We start from the raw sequence: 16,772 nt of genomic DNA, 5'->3' as shown, positions 1-16,772 counted from the left end.
ATAATTCTGCATATCGCTTAGCTGAATCCCGCTGCCCATAACCTACCAAGCGGACTGTCATATTGAACAGTTACTGCGTGTCATATGCTGGATGTGACAACAGATCAAGCTGAATTGGAGATGCTGATTGATGCAAAAAAATAAAGCCCGGCGGGCGTGGCAAGATCTAACCGTTCTGCTCTTACGCCTGTTATGGAGCATAGCGGTCGTTATATTGATGTATCTGGATAAGCCGGATTTCCCGCTCTGGCTGGTGCTGCCAGCGGTATTGCTGGGCGGCTTAATTCCTTCATGGGTTGGACGGGATTTCAAGACGCGGTATATTCTTCTGGAATTTATATTCGCAGGCGGGATCGCGTTCGCGCTGGCGTACTATTTTGGCTTAACGCGATTATTCCTGCCTGCTGTAATGATGCTTGCCTTCCATACCCGGGGCAAGGCGCACTTATATACGCTTCCAATCACCTTATTGCTGTACAGCTTAAGCGCCGGACCCGCCATAGGGGAAGGACTGTCGCACCCGCTGATCTGGAAGAGCCTCTCGGATGGGTTGTTCGTCTACGCAGCCGGATATGGATTGCAGATGGGAGCGAAGTCAATCAACGCGATCCGGCAAAAGCTGACGCTAGTCAACGAGCAATATACCATTCTGGAGCAGTATTCCTCTCAGATTGAACGCATGACCCTGCTGGAGGAACGTTACCGGATGGCCGGGGAAGTGCATGATACGATTGGACACAGCTATACTTCGATGATTCTGGGCCTGGAAACGCTGAGGCCGCATGTAGCCACGGAGGAAGGAGAGCATAAGCTTCAGAGTGTTCTGGAGCTAGCCCGCAAGGGGCTGGAAGATGTGAGGCGGCAGGTCCATCAGATGGACCCGCTGGAGGAGCCGGTGACGTTGGACCGGGCTTTGATGCAGATTGCCGGGCAGTTCGAATCCAATACGGGGGTCGCATTGTCGTTCCGCACGATGGGCGAGCCTTATGCGGTGATTAAGCAGGCCAAACATACGTTATGCCGTTCGCTGCAGGAGGCACTGACCAATGCCAGCAGGCATGGGCAGGCGAGTGCCATCCGGGTGGTCCTGCAATATGATCCGGCCCAGCTCATGCTGCAGATTCAGGATAACGGCAAGGGAACTGCTCAGCTGCGCTACGGCTTCGGCCTCACCGGTATGAAGGAGCGTCTAGCGGCATTGCAGGGCAAGCTATATATTGATTCCCAGGAAAATGACGGCACGCTGGTAACCTGTATGATCCCGAATCAGACGCAGGAAGGGGAGCGGCGGATTGATATCCTGCTGGCTGACGATCAGCCGCTGGTCCGCGAGAGTCTGAGGCTGCTGCTTGGAGAGGAGAAGGATTTCCGGATCCGTACTGCCGCGAGTGGCAAGCAGGCACTGGAGCAATGCGCCGCCGAGCAGCCGGATATTGTCCTGATGGATATTCACATGCCGGAAATGGACGGCCTGGAGGCTACCCGGCAGCTTAAGGAGAAGTGGCCGGAGATCCGGGTCATTATCATTACAACCTTCGAGGAGATTACCTATGCGGCGGAAGCACTGCGGCTTGGCGCTGAGGGCTATCTGCTAAAGGCACTCCATCCGAAGGAATTGGCGGCGACGATCCGCCTGGTCTACGGAGGCGGTACGATGATCTCGCAGGAGGTGGCCCAGCAGCTGTTCCAGGATCAGCAGTTGGATACTTCACTTAATCCGTATGACCTGACCGAGCGGGAGCTGGAGGTTCTGCAAGAATTAACGGAAGGGCTGCGCAATAAGCAGATTGCCCAAAAGCTGCATCTGTCAGAGGGAACCGTCCGAAACTATATTTCGGCGATTTATTTGAAGCTTCAGGTGGGCGACCGCGACGAGGCCGTAGAGAAGAGCAGGAAAGAGCAGCTGGTGCAGCCTCGGGCATAGAATTGATTTAAGACTGATAGCTGGCGGATGCCTTGCTAATCATACAACGAAGAATACAGCAGCCGGCCCGGAGGCCGGCATATGGAGGATATTATGTTAATTCAAATTATCGGTGTGGGCAAATTGAAGGAGAAATATCTGACCGACGGCATCGCGGAGTATGCCAAGCGGCTGACGCCGTACCTCAAGCTCCAGCTCATCGAAGTAGCCGATGAGAAAGCGCCCGACAACCTAAGCGCCGCAGAGGTTGTCCAGGTTAAGGCACGCGAAGGCGAACGCATCCTCGCGCACATCAAGAGCGAGGCGCATGTTATTGCGCTCGCGATCGACGGCAAGCTCTGGAGCTCCGAGGAGCTTGCCGCAGAGATCGACCGGCTCGGCACCTACGGGACGAGCCATGTCGCCTTCGTCATCGGAGGCAGCCACGGGCTCTCCGATGAGGTCCTGCGCCGCGCCCAGCAGCGCATGAGCTTCGGCCGCATGACGCTGCCCCACCAGCTCATGCGGCTGGTGCTGGTGGAGCAGGTGTATCGGGCGGTGAAGATAAACCGGGGGGAGCCGTATCATAAGTAGGGGCAAGTTTTTTGGTGGAGAACTGCGTAAAAGGCGTGAAAAAGGATTAGAATGGTAGAGGTTTACCCGAAGTCACTTCCTGCGAAAAAGCTTGCTATAGAGGCATTTTGCACCTATTTAATGGCATAGTGTTGAACGGATTTATTCCTACTTGGCATCAGATGAAATAGTGTCCTTGTGCGGAACCTAAAAGAGATTCGGGAATGATCACCCAAATCGTTGATCTTCTACATTTGGTTATGTTTACCCATCAAGTCCAATGCTTGTTGTCTTTCTAAACAACTATTGCAGAAAAGGCAGTGATTACCACTGTGAGAATTGCAGGAAAAAGTTAATTCGATAGGTACATTAAAATTGATAGCACTTCTAATAACTTCTTTTCTAGATCTCCCGGCGAATGGAGCAATTATTTCAATTGGATTTAGTGAGAGTGAGAGTGTTTTTTGAGCACTTTTCAAAAAAGAATTTTTAGTATCAGAGTAGGAATTTCTACCCACAACACCTATGGAAATTTTATTAATATTAATGTTAGAGCTATAAGATGATGCGAGAGTAAGTAATATTAAGTTTCTGTTTGGGAAGAACTCCTTTTCATGCCAAGCTTCTCTAGATCCAACTTGTTTAGGATACTCCCCCGTTAATGTGCCAGAACCCATCGTAATTAAAGATGGTACATCCATAAAAAAAGTATGACTTAATAATTCTTTAGATAGAATCTGCTTAATAGCTTTTATTTCGCTTTCATTTGTTGTTTGACCATAATTAATATGTAGGGGATAAACCTTATATTTATTTTCTATTAGCCAATATAACAGTACTACCGAATCAATTCCCCCTGATAATAACAGAACAACTTTATTCTCCATAACGATATAATAAATCAACAAGTTCTTCAATTGAAGAACTTACTGATATACACCCAAATAAAATCATATTATTTATATGAAACGGGGAAGTTTTTAAAGCAAATACAGGTATTTTCTTTTTGAAAGCATATCCTATTTCAAAAAAAGTACCTGGATCATCATGATCTAAAAGTGCAACCATAAACTCTGCTTCTTCTAATAATTTAATGTCTTGATTAAATATGTGCTTTCTCTCCTCAAAAGTAGTATCCTTTGTTATAATGCCATTTTCACTGGATGGGGAAAGTACTTGAAAACCTGCATTTTTAAGACTGTTACAAACTAAATTTAACCAAATCAATTGTTGCTCGCTAAAGAAAGGTCCTGCTAAGTAGATAGCCTTCTTTAGAGTGGTTGACAAACGATATTCTCTAATTAATATATCTTGCTCTACCCCTGCACGATTAATTATAGATTCTGTCTCAAAACTCTCTATGAAATTAGCAGCAACACAGGTCGAGATTTTAATTGAGTAATCTATATCTTGGGTTCTAAGATACGTTGCTGCAAGTGCTCCTGCGAAAATATCTCCAGAGCCAAGCGTACACCTTACTTTGCTTTGATAAGCGGGGAAATTGAGTATACCATCTTTTGAAATAAGAATTGAGCCGTGGTGCCCTCTCTTTAATATTGTGTATTTTGAGCCACAATGTAAAAGAGCTTCTATAGCTTCTTTAAGGTTATTGGTGCTAGTAATTTGAAAAGCTTCCTCTTCATTTACCAATAAAATAGTAGTATATTTTAATAAGTTTCTTGCACTTGAAATAGATTTATTATTTGTTTTTGGATCAAGGAATACAGGGATACCCTTTTCATATGCCTCTATACATAGTTCAACTGGCAAACTGTGATCAATTGGAAACATAAGTAATCCGTTAGATTCAGAAGAAAGAGAAGGTGAATACTCAATTCCGAGTGTAATATCGGTCATTGCGACACTTTTCTTTTTTTCATAAGCTTTGAAGCCCGTAACTAGATATTTAGGTAAGCTATAGTTGTCTATTTCTAGCGCATAATCAAAACTAACCCCCATCTTGTTCCAAACAGCTATACTGTATTTGTTTATTTCCGGGCCATAAACCGTCAAAAAATTAACGTTAACGCTTTGTCTAGCAGCAGCCAGTGCTGCGTACAATCCAGCACCTCCAGTGCGAGGAATAATTGTTTCGGAGTCTAATAATATATCATGTCCAATTTCTCCATAAACGCTCAGGTTCAATTTATTCACCTCACATAATCAATATAACCGTTTCTTCCAAGCAACCAGAGTAAATAATCCATCGAACCTAACGAAACTTTAATTGATTTGCATTTTTTTCTAAATAAATCCTCTAAATGTAAATATGTAGTATCTGTTATTTTATCGGGAATATCAAATCCAATTTTTTTTAAAAATCTTATTACATGTACATCTAAAACTGCATAATCGTAATTTATTCCAGTATTTCGTAAAAACCAACTTGCTGATTTTAAGCCGACACCTGGACAAGTGCAAAGCCATGTTCTTTCATTTAGTGAATTTAGTTCTTCTAATTTTAATTTAATATTCCATTGACATTCATTCCATAACCAATGCCCTGCATAAGCCAATGTTTTTGCCTTAATATTGACAAATCGATACTTTCGAAGTTCGCCCTCTTTTGTTAATGGACCAAACTGCTTGGTATTTAATTCGTTTCTCAATTTCTCTGTAGTTTGAATTAGGGTATCTTTGTTTTGATAATAATGAGGATTAAATAAATTTTTCTGAGTTAATATTTCTAAGGCAGAATTATTCTGTTCATAAGTAATACCGTACCCACCAAGAACAATAAAAAAGAATTCTTCGATTAACCTATCGTTTGAAAGCACCTTTATGTCAAGTTCTGGAACTATTGAAGAGCCATAGGTATTCCATAACTGTTCTAATATTAATTCTGGTTTGGAAGAATCATTCATTTTTTCACACCACGAAATATAACAGAAATTTTAGGATCTGGACCTGGATCTATAACGCGTCTTATTTTACCCCGATATTCCCAGCCTTCTTCCAGACATTTTATTATCCATACATGGCTTGGAGGTACTAGACCTATTAGTAGGTCATCAGAAGTTCTTTTAACTAAAATTGTTGGAAAATATGAACCTTCAGCCTTGGAATACTCTAGATGAACCTCTTGTTCAACTTCACAAGAGAAAGATATGACATCTTGATTTTCATTTACAATAACTAAAAAGCTGGGTGTACTATCGCAAGAATTTGATGGTAAACTTGAAAAATCTCCGCCGCCCATAATAAGCCCTCCTAAATAAAGCGTATAATTGTATAATTCTGCTTAATGTTCCGAAATCCTTTTACTGATTTGGTCAAATTAAATATATGCTTAGGATCAATTATTATAGAGGTTAAAGCATATACTACGTCGAATTTTTTAAGGACTTTATCATATTTAGGAGTGATAATTTGAGTAAGAATGGTAGTAATATTCTTGAATTTGCAATATTTGGACTTTTCGATGAAAAAAACATAATAATTCCCTTTCTTGATAATGTAATGATTATTATTGGTGAAAATGGTCAGAGTAAGTCCACCTTTTTAAAAATATTTAACTTTGTTTTGAGAGGTGAACTAGATAAGTTAGAACCAATTATTTTTAAATCTATAAGGATAAAGTTCAAGAAACAAACAGTAATAATAACTTACGAGGAATTGAGATTCAATAAAAATCATGAAAAGAATGATAGTAGAATAGGTGAAATCAGGAAATTATGTGAGGTTTTAGATAAAGAAGAACTTTTAAAAAAAACGATTAATTCCGAAGATAAGGTTCTATACTCCAAGATGAAATCAATAAGAGAGAATGTTAGTAGTGAACTCCTTCATTTTCCAACTTATCGAAGAGTTGAAGAGGATCTTTATAAATTAATAACATATCATCATGATTCAAAAGATTTTAAGAAAGAAGACGTATTTAAACAAAACTTTGGTGAAACGATTTTTAATGAAATCATTCAGTTCGGAATGACCGATGTGAAGAAAGTATTAAATCAAATATCCGGAGATAAGAGCATCTCATTGCAATATAAAGGATACTTACTAGATTTTATTGAAACGTGTAATGGATATCTTATTAAGAAGTATTTCGAATATGATGATAGCTTGGGAGCTATTAATCTTTATAATGAACAAGAACAAACTGTTGATTTAAGTAACCTTTCTTCAGGCGAGAAGCAGATCGTTTCTATTTTTTCAAAAATATATTTATCTAATCATGAAAAGTTCGTTATTTTATTTGACGAACCAGAACTATCTTTATCAATCGAATGGCAAGAAAAATTATTAGTTGATATCTTGAATACAGGTAAATGCGATTTAATGTTTGTTGTTACACATTCACCATTTGTTTTCAATAACTCTCTTAAAGTTTATGCAAAGAGCATAGATTCTTTTAACAAGGAGTTGTCAGAATGAATGTAGACGATATGTTAGAAAAATTAGCAACTGACACAGTAGGCTACATGAAATTTTGCTTGATTTACGCTAAAGAAAGGGGGCGAGCTATATGCCTTGTTGAGGGCAAAGACGCAACATATTATAGAGTAAGAGTTAATAGTATTTGTGAAGGAAACAGATCAAAGTTTATAGAATGTGGGGGAAAGAAACAGGTTATCGCTACCCGTGAGTTAATATCAAAAAATCAATATTATAAACAAGGGAAAATACTTGCTTTTGTTGATAAAGATTTTGATGATACTCTAAATAATGCTCTAATTTATGAGACTCCATGCCATTCAATTGAAAATTTCTATACTTCAGAGGTTGCTTTTAGAACCATACTAGAAGATGAATTTAAAATGAACGATGATGAAGCAGACTTTGAGAAATGCGTTGATTTATACATAAGCACACAAAGAAAATTCCATGAGAAAATGTTAGAATTGAATGCATGGATAATATGTCAGATGAACAAAAGTAAAAATGAATTTGTAGAATTGAATCTAAATAAGCAACATAATAATATAATGAGAGAATTTATTACTATCAGCCTTACAGATGTACAAAAGAATTATAATCAAGAAAGTATTCGCATTAAATTTCCAAAAGCAGCCCAAGTTACATCCGAAGAAATTGAAGATATGATTGCCTCTTTGAGTTCCTTAAATTATCAACAAGTATTTCGAGGGAAATATGAGATAGATTTTTTAGAAAAGTTTTTAACAAAACTTATACTTGTGTTAAATGATAAAAACCTTTATGGAAATTATTTTTCTAAGAAAAGAAATATTTCTTTCAGGGCTACAGATTCTGAATTAATATCGCAAATTTCACAACATGCTGAAACCCCACAGTGCTTGACTGAGTATATAAAAGGGATTTGGAGCAATGATTTACTGGTAGGTGTTAATGTATAAATATTTCCGACACCTCAATGCGGTACACCTGCTTGTAGGCGTGCCTGTTACCGTAGGCCTTCAAGAAACGGTCGAGCTTGATTTGTGAATCGTCCTTATGTAACTTGGGAATGATGGATCGGAAAAAGGATGTGTAATCCTCCAGATCAGCAAACTCAAGTCCCAGGCTTGCCTCATTTTCAGAATGAAGGCTTTCCTGAAGCAGATCCCGCATGGCTTCCATTCGGTGCCGATCCATAAGTTCAAAATCGTCCGGACGTTGAAGATGGAGCAGAAGGGCTGCTGCCGAAAAGCCGGTGTCCCAATCTGGAAGTTGTCCCTGCCAGAATCTGAAAATTTCCTGCGATTCAGCTGACATCAGCGGCAAGAGCTCCGTCCAGGCTTTGAGAATGGCAGCGATCGTGTGCGACACGGCAGAGGGCAGGCTTTGCCGTTGCCAGCCTCCGAAGTGCCAGCTGAGGGCCTTTTTGATCGTCTCAGGCGGAACAGAGGCCGGATCGCAGAAAATTTTGCGCCACTCCTCTAGCGGTTCTACCGGATATCGGGCGTAAGGAAAACGCCCCAAATGTTCGTTGATGCGCTCCTGAACGTTGGTAACCACGGCACGCTTTTCTTTATCGCTTAATGTAATCATGTTATTCTCCCTTCGGTTGTTTACTCCGCAAGAAATCCTTCAGAAAATGCTTTCATCCAGCAGACGGTAAACTACTTCTCAAAATAGTCGGTGAACGGGTCTTCGGTGTGAGGGTTTGTCTTATGTGTTTCGTTTCTCGTTTCCGTAATAATCGCTTCAGTGGCTGCTGCTTCTCTGGCCTCGTTCGATACCCACAACGGCGGAGCTATTTCCGCTACCCATTCTATGGCCAATGCGTTTGGGCTTCCTTCAATGATCGGGGGTTCATCTGCCAGAGCTGCTTCGTCAAGCAGCCAGATATTCCCTACAAGCAAAGCGACATCAAGCTCAGTTCCGTCCCAGTAAGGGTTAAGCGAGGTGTCATTTTCCCTGTAGGTCAATGCGACTCTTAATCTCCAGCGGTGTCGCTCAGACCATATTCGTCTCATCTCTCCTTGCTGAGACTGCAAGCAGATGTAGCGTACCGTCGTAATTGAATGCTCCTCTCAGGAATTCCACCAAGGCTTGTCTCATCAATTCATTTGTGTAAAAATCTGGGTTCATATTCTACTCCTCCAAACTTTTGGTTTCAAAGATATGATATTTATTTATGGATTGCTACTCTGCGAAAAAATAAGTCCTAATCTTAAACGCTAGTTGCTAGACCTAGAGCACCAACGATGGGGTTCTTCATTCACAGATTTGATAACTCGAAATGATACAATCCGTGTTCTCGATTTTAGGGGAACTTATGCTCCCATAATACTTGTATATAAATCTAAGAATGAAGTATAATAGAAGAAATTAGCACTCTTTTATTTTGAGTGCTAATTTCTTCAGGTGAGGTGATGCGTATTGAGAGAAAAATAAAAAGACAAACCTAAGTGGTGGTACACTTGGTTTGTCTTTAAGGGTTGGTGTTCTTCATTTCAGAATGAAATATGCTTAGAGTTTTTCTGAGCATGAAGAAGATATCAGTATGGAGAATTTCCATACCTCATATGTAAAGCTGTGATGGCTATACCTATGTATACGTCATGAATGACGGATATCCTTCTTATTTTCAAAAAAATTATAGAGGGGTGGGTTGCGTATGACAATAGAGATTGAGTCCAAAGTATCCTCTTTGTTAGATGGTATTGCTTCTCGGTTAGACATTTCTCCTACAAAGTATAAACAAGCTGTTGAAAGATATACTGCTGTTAGTAGTTGGATTGCTGAGGGGGATTTTGAGGGTGTTGAGGATATACATTTTTACCCCCAAGGTTCTTTTAGACTTGGAACTGTCGTGAGACCGATTAAAAACGGACAAGACGCTGATTATGATATTGATTTAGTGAGCGAGTTCCAGATTTCCAAGGATAGCATCACTCCAGAAGATCTGAAGCGGATTGTTGGAACGAGAATTACGGAACATGAAAAGTACAGAAAGATGCTTGATGAAGAGGGAAGGCGCTGCTGGACTTTGCTTTATGCCGAAGAGGAGGGAGTGGGTTTCCATCTGGATGTTCTACCGGCAACTCCTGAAGAGGCCGTATTAAGAAACCATCTTATTGATCCGCGAATAGCCCAAAAGGCTATTGCTATTACCCATAAGAATAAGAATAAAACATATGACTGGTATTGCAGTAATCCAAGTGGGTATGCTGATTGGTTTGATGATATTAACAAACCAGCTTTAGATATAGTTAAATCCGTTCAGAAACGAAATCTCTTTGAAACTAATCGGGAAATATACGCCAGTATTGATGAAGTTCCCGAAGCACTTCTCAAGACTCCCCTACAACGAGCAATCCAAATCTTAAAGCGACATCGTGATGTCCGTTTTATCAATCACCCCATGGCTCTAGACAGACCTATCTCAATGATTATTACTACTTTGGCAGCTAAACTCTACAATGGTGAGCCTACTGTTTTATTAGCTCTTAGAAACATAGTAAATCAGTTTGATATGTTATCCGCCTTGCTATCTTCCGATTACAGCCTGAATAAATCACTTCAAACACAATCATTAATTACCAGAAAAGACGATGGAACCTGGGTCATACCGAATCCTGTTAATCCAAATGAGAATTTTGCAGATCGTTGGCATGAAAATAATAACCAAAAAGCAAGAGCCTTTTTCGAATGGACTAGCTGGGTCAAGGAAGACATTGTTGAGATTATTGGAACCAATGATGTTGGAAAGATTGTAAAAGGGTATGAGACAACTTTTGGTAAGGTTTCTATAAATGCAGCTAGGACTCTAGGATTGCCGACAAGTGCTGCTGTTATCTCCCCGCCATTAGTACAAATTTCGGTTCCTATTAAACCATGGGGTAACTAGCAGTGAATGGTCATATTGTGCAGGATCATTTTAGAAAACTGCGGGAACGATACCCTAATGTTATCCTTGATTTTGAGAAAGATAAACATTTCGTTCGAGGAGAACTGCGCTTCTGCGCACAATATCAAGATAATGAGATTATGGAGGTGGAATATACGGTGGAGATTGAGCTAAGTGCTAATTATCCAATTTCCCCTCCAAAAGCTCGTGAATTAAAGGGGGAGATCCCCAGAACATTCCATACCTTTTCAGATGGAACATTATGTTTAGGTGCACCTTTGGCAATTAAAGAAAAATTTTCGGCAGATCCAACATTAGTTGGATTTGTCGAAAATCTTCTAGTTCCCTATCTATATACACATAAGCACTTATCTCAAAAGAGTGTGTTGCCTTACGGTGAACTTGATCATGGTGCTAAAGGAATAATGAAATACTATATGGAGTTATTTGAAGTTACTGAACCGATTTTAGCATTAAATCTCTTGTATTTATTGGCATATGAAAAGGTGCGGGGTCACTTACCTTGTCCATGTGGAGGAGGAGCAATAATTAGAAAATGTCATGCTCCTATTCTTAAAAAAATTCAAGGGTTCCAGACACCTAAGGAGTTTGAATATGAATTGAATTATTGCTACAAGTATTATGAGACAGTGCGGGGGCGCAAATGAAAAGAATATTGACAATCGATGGCGGAGGAATCAAAGGTGTCTTCCCAGTTGCACTACTAGCCGAAATAGAAGGGCAATTAGGTCAACCGATAGCTGATTATTTTGATTTAATAGTAGGAACTTCTACAGGGGGGATTATAGCACTTGGGCTTGGACTTGGCTTTTCGGCTGAAGAAATCCTCAATTTTTACCAGAGCTATGGCCCGAGTATCTTTCAACCCAAAAAACAAGGATATTTTGCTAGGCTAGCCCGAAGGGTGACTACCGGTCATGCAGATATGTTGTTCGATACAAAATATGATGCTAAAGTCCTCAAAGGTGCATTGGATGAATTATTCGGAAATCGCATTATTGGTGATAGCCGAGTGAGATTGGTTATCCCATCATTTAATATTCAAAAAGGCATTGTTCGAATTTACAAAACAAGACATCATCCTAGGTTTGAGTTAGATTGGAAGAAAAGCGCGGTAGAAGCAGCCCTGGCAACTGCTGCGGCTCCGCTATACTTTCAAACTTTTAGAACGGAAAGCGGCGTACCGCTTGTGGATGGGGGAGTATTTGCTAACAATCCAATTGGACTTGCTACGGTTGAAGCTGTTGGAGTGTTAAAATGGAAGCCAAAAGAACTTCGGGTTTTGAGCTTGGGTTGTACTGAAGAGCCTTTTGATATTAATTTAGAAAAAGAAAACATGGGGGTAGCTGATTGGAAAATGGGGCTTATTGAAGTCTTTATGCGCTCACAGTCATCAAGTTCCTATGGAATTGCTACCCTTCTAGCAGAAAACCATACGCATAATAACGTATATAGAATCAATCCGACTACACCTCCAAAGTTATATACTCTGGACGGAGTTGAAAGGATAGGCTTGTTAAGGTCGCTAGCCGATGAGACGGCAAGATACGAGATAGCTGAACTACGTAAGAGAGGGTTTCTTGATACAAAAGCAGAAATATTCACGCCTTACCCTTACTAAATTAGCTTTAGATTGTACTAATTTTCCTCGTTCAACAGGATATTTGTCAGTGCTAGAAGATTTGTTGTGGTGAGTGTTTCAGGTTAATTATTAATTGAAGGAGAGGATACAATGGCATTATACCTTGAGAATTTAGACCCAATTACAAGAGAGTACATGATAAGGGAAATTGATTATGACTTGCAAAAAGGTAAATTATATCTTAGTGGAAGACTTACAGAAACAGGTAAGACAGTTTATCCAGAATTATTAAAGGAATATGCTCAAAACGGAGACGATGAGGATTTCGCTCGAAAGTTAAGAGAGTACATGGCTGCAAAAGAATTAGCAAAGAAGCCACGTGGAGTAGGATATATTGAAAAGGATGTTCCTCATACGGCGAATGAGACCCTGGCTGAAGGCGAGTTTAACACATACTATATTAGAGGTCTTTGTGCACGTGTGATTGAAGAGGAGGAGGGTCAATTAGAGATTTACCGTGCTAAAGAAGTTTTCGATCCTAGGCCAGAGTCACAAGCGCTGCTAGGACAAACTGTAGATGCCGCGAAACTTCTGTCAACTCTCAGAGATCCGGAAAGCAAGTTTAAGGCGATACCGAAGCCAAACTCAGGTTTGAGTGTGAGAAGAAAATAACTTGGTTTTTGAAAAGGACACTCGATCACAGGTGTCCTTTTCATATCAACTTGCCCCTGCAGCTGTCGCGGTGAGACTTTCATAAATAGAAAAGTTTTAAAAAATTATTTGATAAACAGAGGAGGGGTAAATAGTAAAATTACAACCAAGACATAGCAGTATGCTTGTCTGATACATCATTTACGCTAAGGTTACGTAATAAAAAACTGTAAAGATTATACTGTCCTAACTTAAATAAACCCATTGTATAAGAGTTATATATCAACTGCTGTGTATTATTTGACTGCAAGTTATTTAAGCCACAATGCTGTATAACATCTAACTTGGTATTGCAATAAGCATATTCCCCAATGTATGGTGACTTCTTATATACCCAATCCCATGTTGCTGATGATATACCGTTTGCACGCATTACATCAAAATAATCAGAAACAGTTAAATTAGGTGCTGTATCCTTGTTTAACAACTCATCGGCAAATATAGCTTCTTCTACAAACATTGTCTTGCAAGTACTGTCTTCAAATGGATGTCCACCTGCAAATATCCCGCAGTCAAATTTGAGGGACTCTGTTAATTTAAGATATACTAACTTAATAACTGCTTCTTGTACTATCTTTGGAACGTTATAAGAACTATCATATTTCATAACCTTATATAAATTATACAGATTATCTAGCACAGAGTTACAATTTAAATCTGCAAAATACTCAATTCTATAATTATCCTTCGTCTTTACCCTATCATGTCCCTCTGTACTAAAATTAGCTTTCCAATTAGCACCTATATTTGGCAAAATGAATTCCTTGACAACTTTATCAAAATAATTAATTACATCGCTAGTTCTATAATCTACCGCTGCATTTGGTTTACTGCACTCAATAAGAGAATCAATAATTACCTGTTCTTCGTTAACTCCTTTCTTTGTGGAAAATATTGTATTTAACTTATCATATAAATCTTTATTAAAACATTCCTCTACATAATTAAGTGTTACTATATCAAATGCACCCATTGGTATTACTTTTCCGGAAGGGTTTAGTACCTCTAATGATGTATTAAGTACTGAATTACCTACTAACTTTGATAAGTCATCAGTAAAATCTTCAACTGCGGCCTTTACCTGTCTTAGTACTTCATTATAACCTTCTAATGTTGTATATGTGTTACCATTACGATATATAAACAATACATTTGAACCAGCTATCTTTGGTATAATTTTCTCAATGGATTCGTGAAATTCTTTATCATTATCATCTTTCATCATCAATAGATATACATCTGCATCGTTAGCAACATTAAGCGGTACATTACCTGAAACCCCAGGAGTATCTGTAATAATGAGACAATCAATGGAATTACCCATTATTTCTCTTGCAAACGAACTTGCTTCAGTTACAATTTCGATAATATCAGTTAAAAGGTTTAACTGTCTTGGCTTACCTGCCAATTCACTCTCTGCTTTCTGAGAATAAGTATTTTCTTTTTCGATTCGTTTTAAAAAGTTTTTAATTTCATCCTCGTGTTCATCATTAAACGGTACTTCAATACCATTTAGAGTAGAATCAGCTGCTAAATAACGCATAAAGCTTTTCTTTTCAAGTCCTTTTGTGAGATAAAATTTAAAGTTAAGTTTTGTGAAATCCTTACCGCTTGACTCCAATTGTCTACGTGCTAATCTTGCGTATTTCAAGAACCTTGAAACAAGTCTTGATTTTCCTACCCTTGATCTACCGACTATACAAATCTTTTTTGTAAGCATATTTTCATCTCCGCCTTTCTTTTTTAAAGATATAATTCCACTGGTATCTTTGCCTTTTTGAAGCATCCATTGCTCTATTTCATATAGGTCAAAAATTGGTCCTGCTTTTATTTCCTGCATAGGCTTTGGAAAGCTAGGTTCTCTTACTCTCCAATTTGCTACTGATGATGAGGAAACACCACATATATCAGCGATCTCTCTTAAACCAACCAGCCGCATTAGTTTCAGTCCTTTCTATGATTATCCCCACGCCTATCTTGTGAATGATATTCACATGTAATATTAATTTCGTTCACGTCATGTGTTAATCTTATTTTAGGTAAATATTAGTTATTATTTTTGCATTTGTCAAGAATGTTCTGGGGCTGCAGTAATTATCCGAGTTGTTGGAAGACGAAGATGATGTAAAATTAAAGAAGGACCATCCTTAGTATGGGATGGTCCTTCTTTATATCTAGCCGTTACAGAAAGCACGGTGAAACGTATCGTAATTGATGGCAGACGATACCTTATCAATAATTGTACTATGGGAAAGGCTTATAACGTTGTTTCTCCTTGTAATATAAAAATATTTTAAAATTGATACATACTCATTTGCGAAAGTAACACCTGTTCTAACGAACGGGTGTTACTTTCAATTTATATATTCTGAAATCGAACATTTATTGCCTTCCATGACTGAGTATTTTTCTTTTTATCAAACGACCGTATACTATCAAATAATACAGTATCATTCTCCTTTATATTAGCAGGTAATTCTGATTTATAGCAAAAAATAGATTCGCCATTCGGTAAATATATAAAGCAAAAAGGATTTTCATTTTTGCCAATTCGTACATTACCAATAAGATTTTCTGCTTTTTTAGGATTAGTAAGAACAGTATTATTTATAACTCTAGTGCTATCAGGATTAGAATTCCATACCTCTTTACATAATTTCAAAGCCTCAAATAGGTTCTTAGGTTTGTTATCATTACCTATTTCCTTATTGAGGTAAATAATCTGCGAAAGTAATTCTTCTGTAACTTTCCATTCCTGTTTTTCTCTAACATAGAGGGTTAAATATAAATGATTTCTGGAATTTTCAAGGTTGTTGTTTTCTTTGGAAAGGATACTTATATCTAAAAAAAGGGTCACCATAGATTCAATTTTAGGGTTACTTGCAGCAGCTTGATACATTAATGACAATGCTTTAGTTGAATTATCTGTATTTTTAAGTACTTTCGCATATTCATGTAATAACCACCAATCGGCTTTTGGGTGTTTACACAAATTGCTATAAATTAATTCTGCTTTATCATATTCTCCAATAAGGTAGTAAGTTAGAGCTTCAAGTCTAATGAAAAATTTTTGTTGTCCATATGGAATTTCCGGTAAAAGTAAATTTAATAATTCTATAGCTTTAGAATACAGACCTAATTTGATTAATGCATTAATTTTATAGTTATACCAAAGTGTATAATAGCTCCAACCTTCTCGCTTATTCTCAAGTATTGGATTTTTACTTAATATTGAGGGGTCAACTTTAGATACCCATTCATTAATAATATCCCATTTGTTCGTGTTTTTTGCGAATTTCAATGTAGAAAAAACCACTTTCCTCAATGCGATATCCTCAGGCTGTAAGCTTAAAATTTTATTGGCCACCAGTAACACGTTTTCTAAAGGTTCTTTTTCTCCGAACTGCTCTAGTATGCCCTCTATATATGTCCAAGTGATTTCAATTTTACACCAATTGAAATCTTTATATTTTAATAAAAGTTCATCTGCTAGAGGTAAAGCTTCATCAAATAACTTTAGTTTTCTAAGACAGTGTAGAAAACCCGCGCCATCAAATTTGTCAGAGCTTTCTTCCCATAAGATTCTATAGATATGAAGCGCATCTATTAAATTACCCGATTTACGAAGGTTGTTTGCCTGTTGTTTAAGTTCACCCGTAGTAGTCATTTTTATTTAGCTCCAGTTCGATTACTCAATATTTTGGTTAATCTTGAAAGTGCTATGA

Annotated in this window: 17 protein-coding genes; 8 read left to right on the top strand and 9 right to left on the bottom strand. The window is 38.6% G+C overall.

Features of this window, described 5'->3' with window-relative positions; genetic code table 11:
* Positions 1-130 precede the first annotated feature (130 nt).
* Positions 131-1,924, top strand: coding sequence for a helix-turn-helix transcriptional regulator (locus ACAN56_RS10480; RefSeq protein ID WP_038598186.1), 1,794 nt, complete (start codon positions 131-133; stop codon positions 1,922-1,924).
* Between the two features lie 93 nt (positions 1,925-2,017).
* Positions 2,018-2,497, top strand: a complete 480-nt coding sequence (gene rlmH / locus ACAN56_RS10475; protein ID WP_038601220.1) for a 23S rRNA (pseudouridine(1915)-N(3))-methyltransferase RlmH — start codon at positions 2,018-2,020, stop codon at positions 2,495-2,497.
* 227 nt (positions 2,498-2,724) lie between these two features.
* On the opposite strand, the gene ACAN56_RS10470 is transcribed toward rlmH, so the two are convergent.
* From ACAN56_RS10470 to ACAN56_RS10455, 4 genes are read right to left on the bottom strand one after another with little or no spacing between them, the layout of a single operon-like run.
* The gene (locus tag ACAN56_RS10470; RefSeq protein WP_379142592.1) at positions 2,725-3,381 is read right to left on the bottom strand and encodes a 7-cyano-7-deazaguanine synthase; all 657 of its coding nucleotides are present in this window, start codon (positions 3,379-3,381) and stop codon (positions 2,725-2,727) included.
* Positions 3,353-4,621, bottom strand: a complete 1,269-nt coding sequence (locus ACAN56_RS10465; protein ID WP_379142590.1) for a PfkB family carbohydrate kinase — start codon at positions 4,619-4,621, stop codon at positions 3,353-3,355. The genes ACAN56_RS10470 and ACAN56_RS10465 overlap by 29 nt, the downstream gene beginning before the upstream one ends.
* 5 nt (positions 4,622-4,626) lie before the next feature.
* Positions 4,627-5,340, bottom strand: coding sequence for an 8-oxoguanine DNA glycosylase (locus tag ACAN56_RS10460; protein ID WP_379142588.1), 714 nt, complete (start codon positions 5,338-5,340; stop codon positions 4,627-4,629).
* On the bottom strand, positions 5,337-5,675 hold the full coding sequence (locus ACAN56_RS10455; protein ID WP_379142586.1) for a hypothetical protein: 339 nt from the start codon (positions 5,673-5,675) through the stop codon (positions 5,337-5,339). The genes ACAN56_RS10460 and ACAN56_RS10455 overlap by 4 nt, the downstream gene beginning before the upstream one ends.
* A 170-nt stretch (positions 5,676-5,845) precedes the next feature.
* On the opposite strand from ACAN56_RS10455, the gene ACAN56_RS10450 reads away from it, so the two are divergent.
* Both ACAN56_RS10450 and ACAN56_RS10445 read left to right on the top strand, forming a co-directional pair.
* Positions 5,846-6,853, top strand: a complete 1,008-nt coding sequence (locus ACAN56_RS10450; protein WP_379142584.1) for an AAA family ATPase — start codon at positions 5,846-5,848, stop codon at positions 6,851-6,853.
* Entirely contained in the window at positions 6,850-7,794 is a 945-nt protein-coding gene (locus ACAN56_RS10445) for a DUF4435 domain-containing protein (protein ID WP_379142582.1), read from the top strand. Before ACAN56_RS10450 ends, ACAN56_RS10445 begins: the two co-directional genes overlap by 4 nt.
* Here ACAN56_RS10445 and ACAN56_RS10440 read toward each other — a convergent pair.
* From ACAN56_RS10440 to ACAN56_RS10430, 3 genes are all read right to left on the bottom strand, one after another.
* The gene (locus ACAN56_RS10440) at positions 7,784-8,428 is read right to left on the bottom strand and encodes a hypothetical protein (protein WP_379142580.1); all 645 of its coding nucleotides are present in this window, start codon (positions 8,426-8,428) and stop codon (positions 7,784-7,786) included. The genes ACAN56_RS10445 and ACAN56_RS10440 overlap by 11 nt on opposite strands.
* A 71-nt stretch (positions 8,429-8,499) precedes the next feature.
* Positions 8,500-8,856, bottom strand: coding sequence for a hypothetical protein (locus ACAN56_RS10435; protein WP_379142578.1), 357 nt, complete (start codon positions 8,854-8,856; stop codon positions 8,500-8,502).
* Positions 8,837-8,971 (bottom strand): hypothetical protein, encoded by a 135-nt coding sequence (locus ACAN56_RS10430; protein WP_379142576.1) that lies wholly within the window; start codon positions 8,969-8,971, stop codon positions 8,837-8,839. Before ACAN56_RS10430 ends, ACAN56_RS10435 begins: the two co-directional genes overlap by 20 nt.
* 529 nt (positions 8,972-9,500) lie before the next feature.
* Here ACAN56_RS10430 and ACAN56_RS10425 point away from each other — a divergent pair.
* The 4 genes from ACAN56_RS10425 (at position 9,501) to ACAN56_RS10410 (ending at position 13,008) form a co-directional block, all read left to right on the top strand.
* A complete protein-coding gene (locus ACAN56_RS10425; protein ID WP_379142574.1) occupies positions 9,501-10,733 on the top strand; it encodes a nucleotidyltransferase domain-containing protein in 1,233 nt (410 codons plus the stop codon).
* 2 nt (positions 10,734-10,735) lie between these two features.
* A complete protein-coding gene (locus ACAN56_RS10420; protein ID WP_379142572.1) occupies positions 10,736-11,401 on the top strand; it encodes a ubiquitin-conjugating enzyme family protein in 666 nt (221 codons plus the stop codon).
* Positions 11,398-12,375 (top strand): CBASS cGAMP-activated phospholipase, encoded by a 978-nt coding sequence (locus ACAN56_RS10415; protein ID WP_379142570.1) that lies wholly within the window; start codon positions 11,398-11,400, stop codon positions 12,373-12,375. Before ACAN56_RS10420 ends, ACAN56_RS10415 begins: the two co-directional genes overlap by 4 nt.
* Before the next feature lie 111 nt (positions 12,376-12,486).
* Positions 12,487-13,008, top strand: coding sequence for a hypothetical protein (locus tag ACAN56_RS10410; protein ID WP_379142568.1), 522 nt, complete (start codon positions 12,487-12,489; stop codon positions 13,006-13,008).
* A gap of 139 nt (positions 13,009-13,147) precedes the next feature.
* Here ACAN56_RS10410 and ACAN56_RS10405 read toward each other — a convergent pair whose 3' ends face one another.
* Both ACAN56_RS10405 and ACAN56_RS10400 read right to left on the bottom strand, forming a co-directional pair.
* A complete protein-coding gene (locus ACAN56_RS10405; RefSeq protein WP_379142566.1) occupies positions 13,148-14,986 on the bottom strand; it encodes a helix-turn-helix transcriptional regulator in 1,839 nt (612 codons plus the stop codon).
* Between the two features lie 420 nt (positions 14,987-15,406).
* The gene (locus tag ACAN56_RS10400; RefSeq protein ID WP_379142564.1) at positions 15,407-16,714 is read right to left on the bottom strand and encodes a tetratricopeptide repeat protein; all 1,308 of its coding nucleotides are present in this window, start codon (positions 16,712-16,714) and stop codon (positions 15,407-15,409) included.
* Positions 16,715-16,772: the final 58 nt, after the last annotated feature.

Source organism: Paenibacillus paludis, from assembly GCF_042610515.1.
Taxonomy (GTDB): Bacteria; Bacillota; Bacilli; order Paenibacillales; family Paenibacillaceae; genus Paenibacillus_AQ.
Note: the sequence above shows the minus strand (reverse complement) of the source record. Positions and strands in the feature narration are given on the sequence as shown.

Coding starts and splice junctions, on each gene's coding strand:
- ACAN56_RS10445 (WP_379142582.1), top strand. CDS start 6,850: ATGAATGTAGACGATATGTTAGAAAAATTAGCAACTGACACAGTAGGC.
- ACAN56_RS10435 (WP_379142578.1), bottom strand. CDS start 8,856: ATGAGACGAATATGGTCTGAGCGACACCGCTGGAGATTAAGAGTCGCA.
- ACAN56_RS10440 (WP_379142580.1), bottom strand. CDS start 8,428: ATGATTACATTAAGCGATAAAGAAAAGCGTGCCGTGGTTACCAACGTT.
- ACAN56_RS10460 (WP_379142588.1), bottom strand. CDS start 5,340: ATGAATGATTCTTCCAAACCAGAATTAATATTAGAACAGTTATGGAAT.
- ACAN56_RS10425 (WP_379142574.1), top strand. CDS start 9,501: ATGACAATAGAGATTGAGTCCAAAGTATCCTCTTTGTTAGATGGTATT.
- ACAN56_RS10430 (WP_379142576.1), bottom strand. CDS start 8,971: ATGAACCCAGATTTTTACACAAATGAATTGATGAGACAAGCCTTGGTG.
- rlmH (WP_038601220.1), top strand. CDS start 2,018: ATGTTAATTCAAATTATCGGTGTGGGCAAATTGAAGGAGAAATATCTG.
- ACAN56_RS10405 (WP_379142566.1), bottom strand. CDS start 14,986: ATGCGGCTGGTTGGTTTAAGAGAGATCGCTGATATATGTGGTGTTTCC.
- ACAN56_RS10415 (WP_379142570.1), top strand. CDS start 11,398: ATGAAAAGAATATTGACAATCGATGGCGGAGGAATCAAAGGTGTCTTC.
- ACAN56_RS10455 (WP_379142586.1), bottom strand. CDS start 5,675: ATGGGCGGCGGAGATTTTTCAAGTTTACCATCAAATTCTTGCGATAGT.
- ACAN56_RS10400 (WP_379142564.1), bottom strand. CDS start 16,714: ATGACTACTACGGGTGAACTTAAACAACAGGCAAACAACCTTCGTAAA.
- ACAN56_RS10480 (WP_038598186.1), top strand. CDS start 131: ATGCAAAAAAATAAAGCCCGGCGGGCGTGGCAAGATCTAACCGTTCTG.
- ACAN56_RS10410 (WP_379142568.1), top strand. CDS start 12,487: ATGGCATTATACCTTGAGAATTTAGACCCAATTACAAGAGAGTACATG.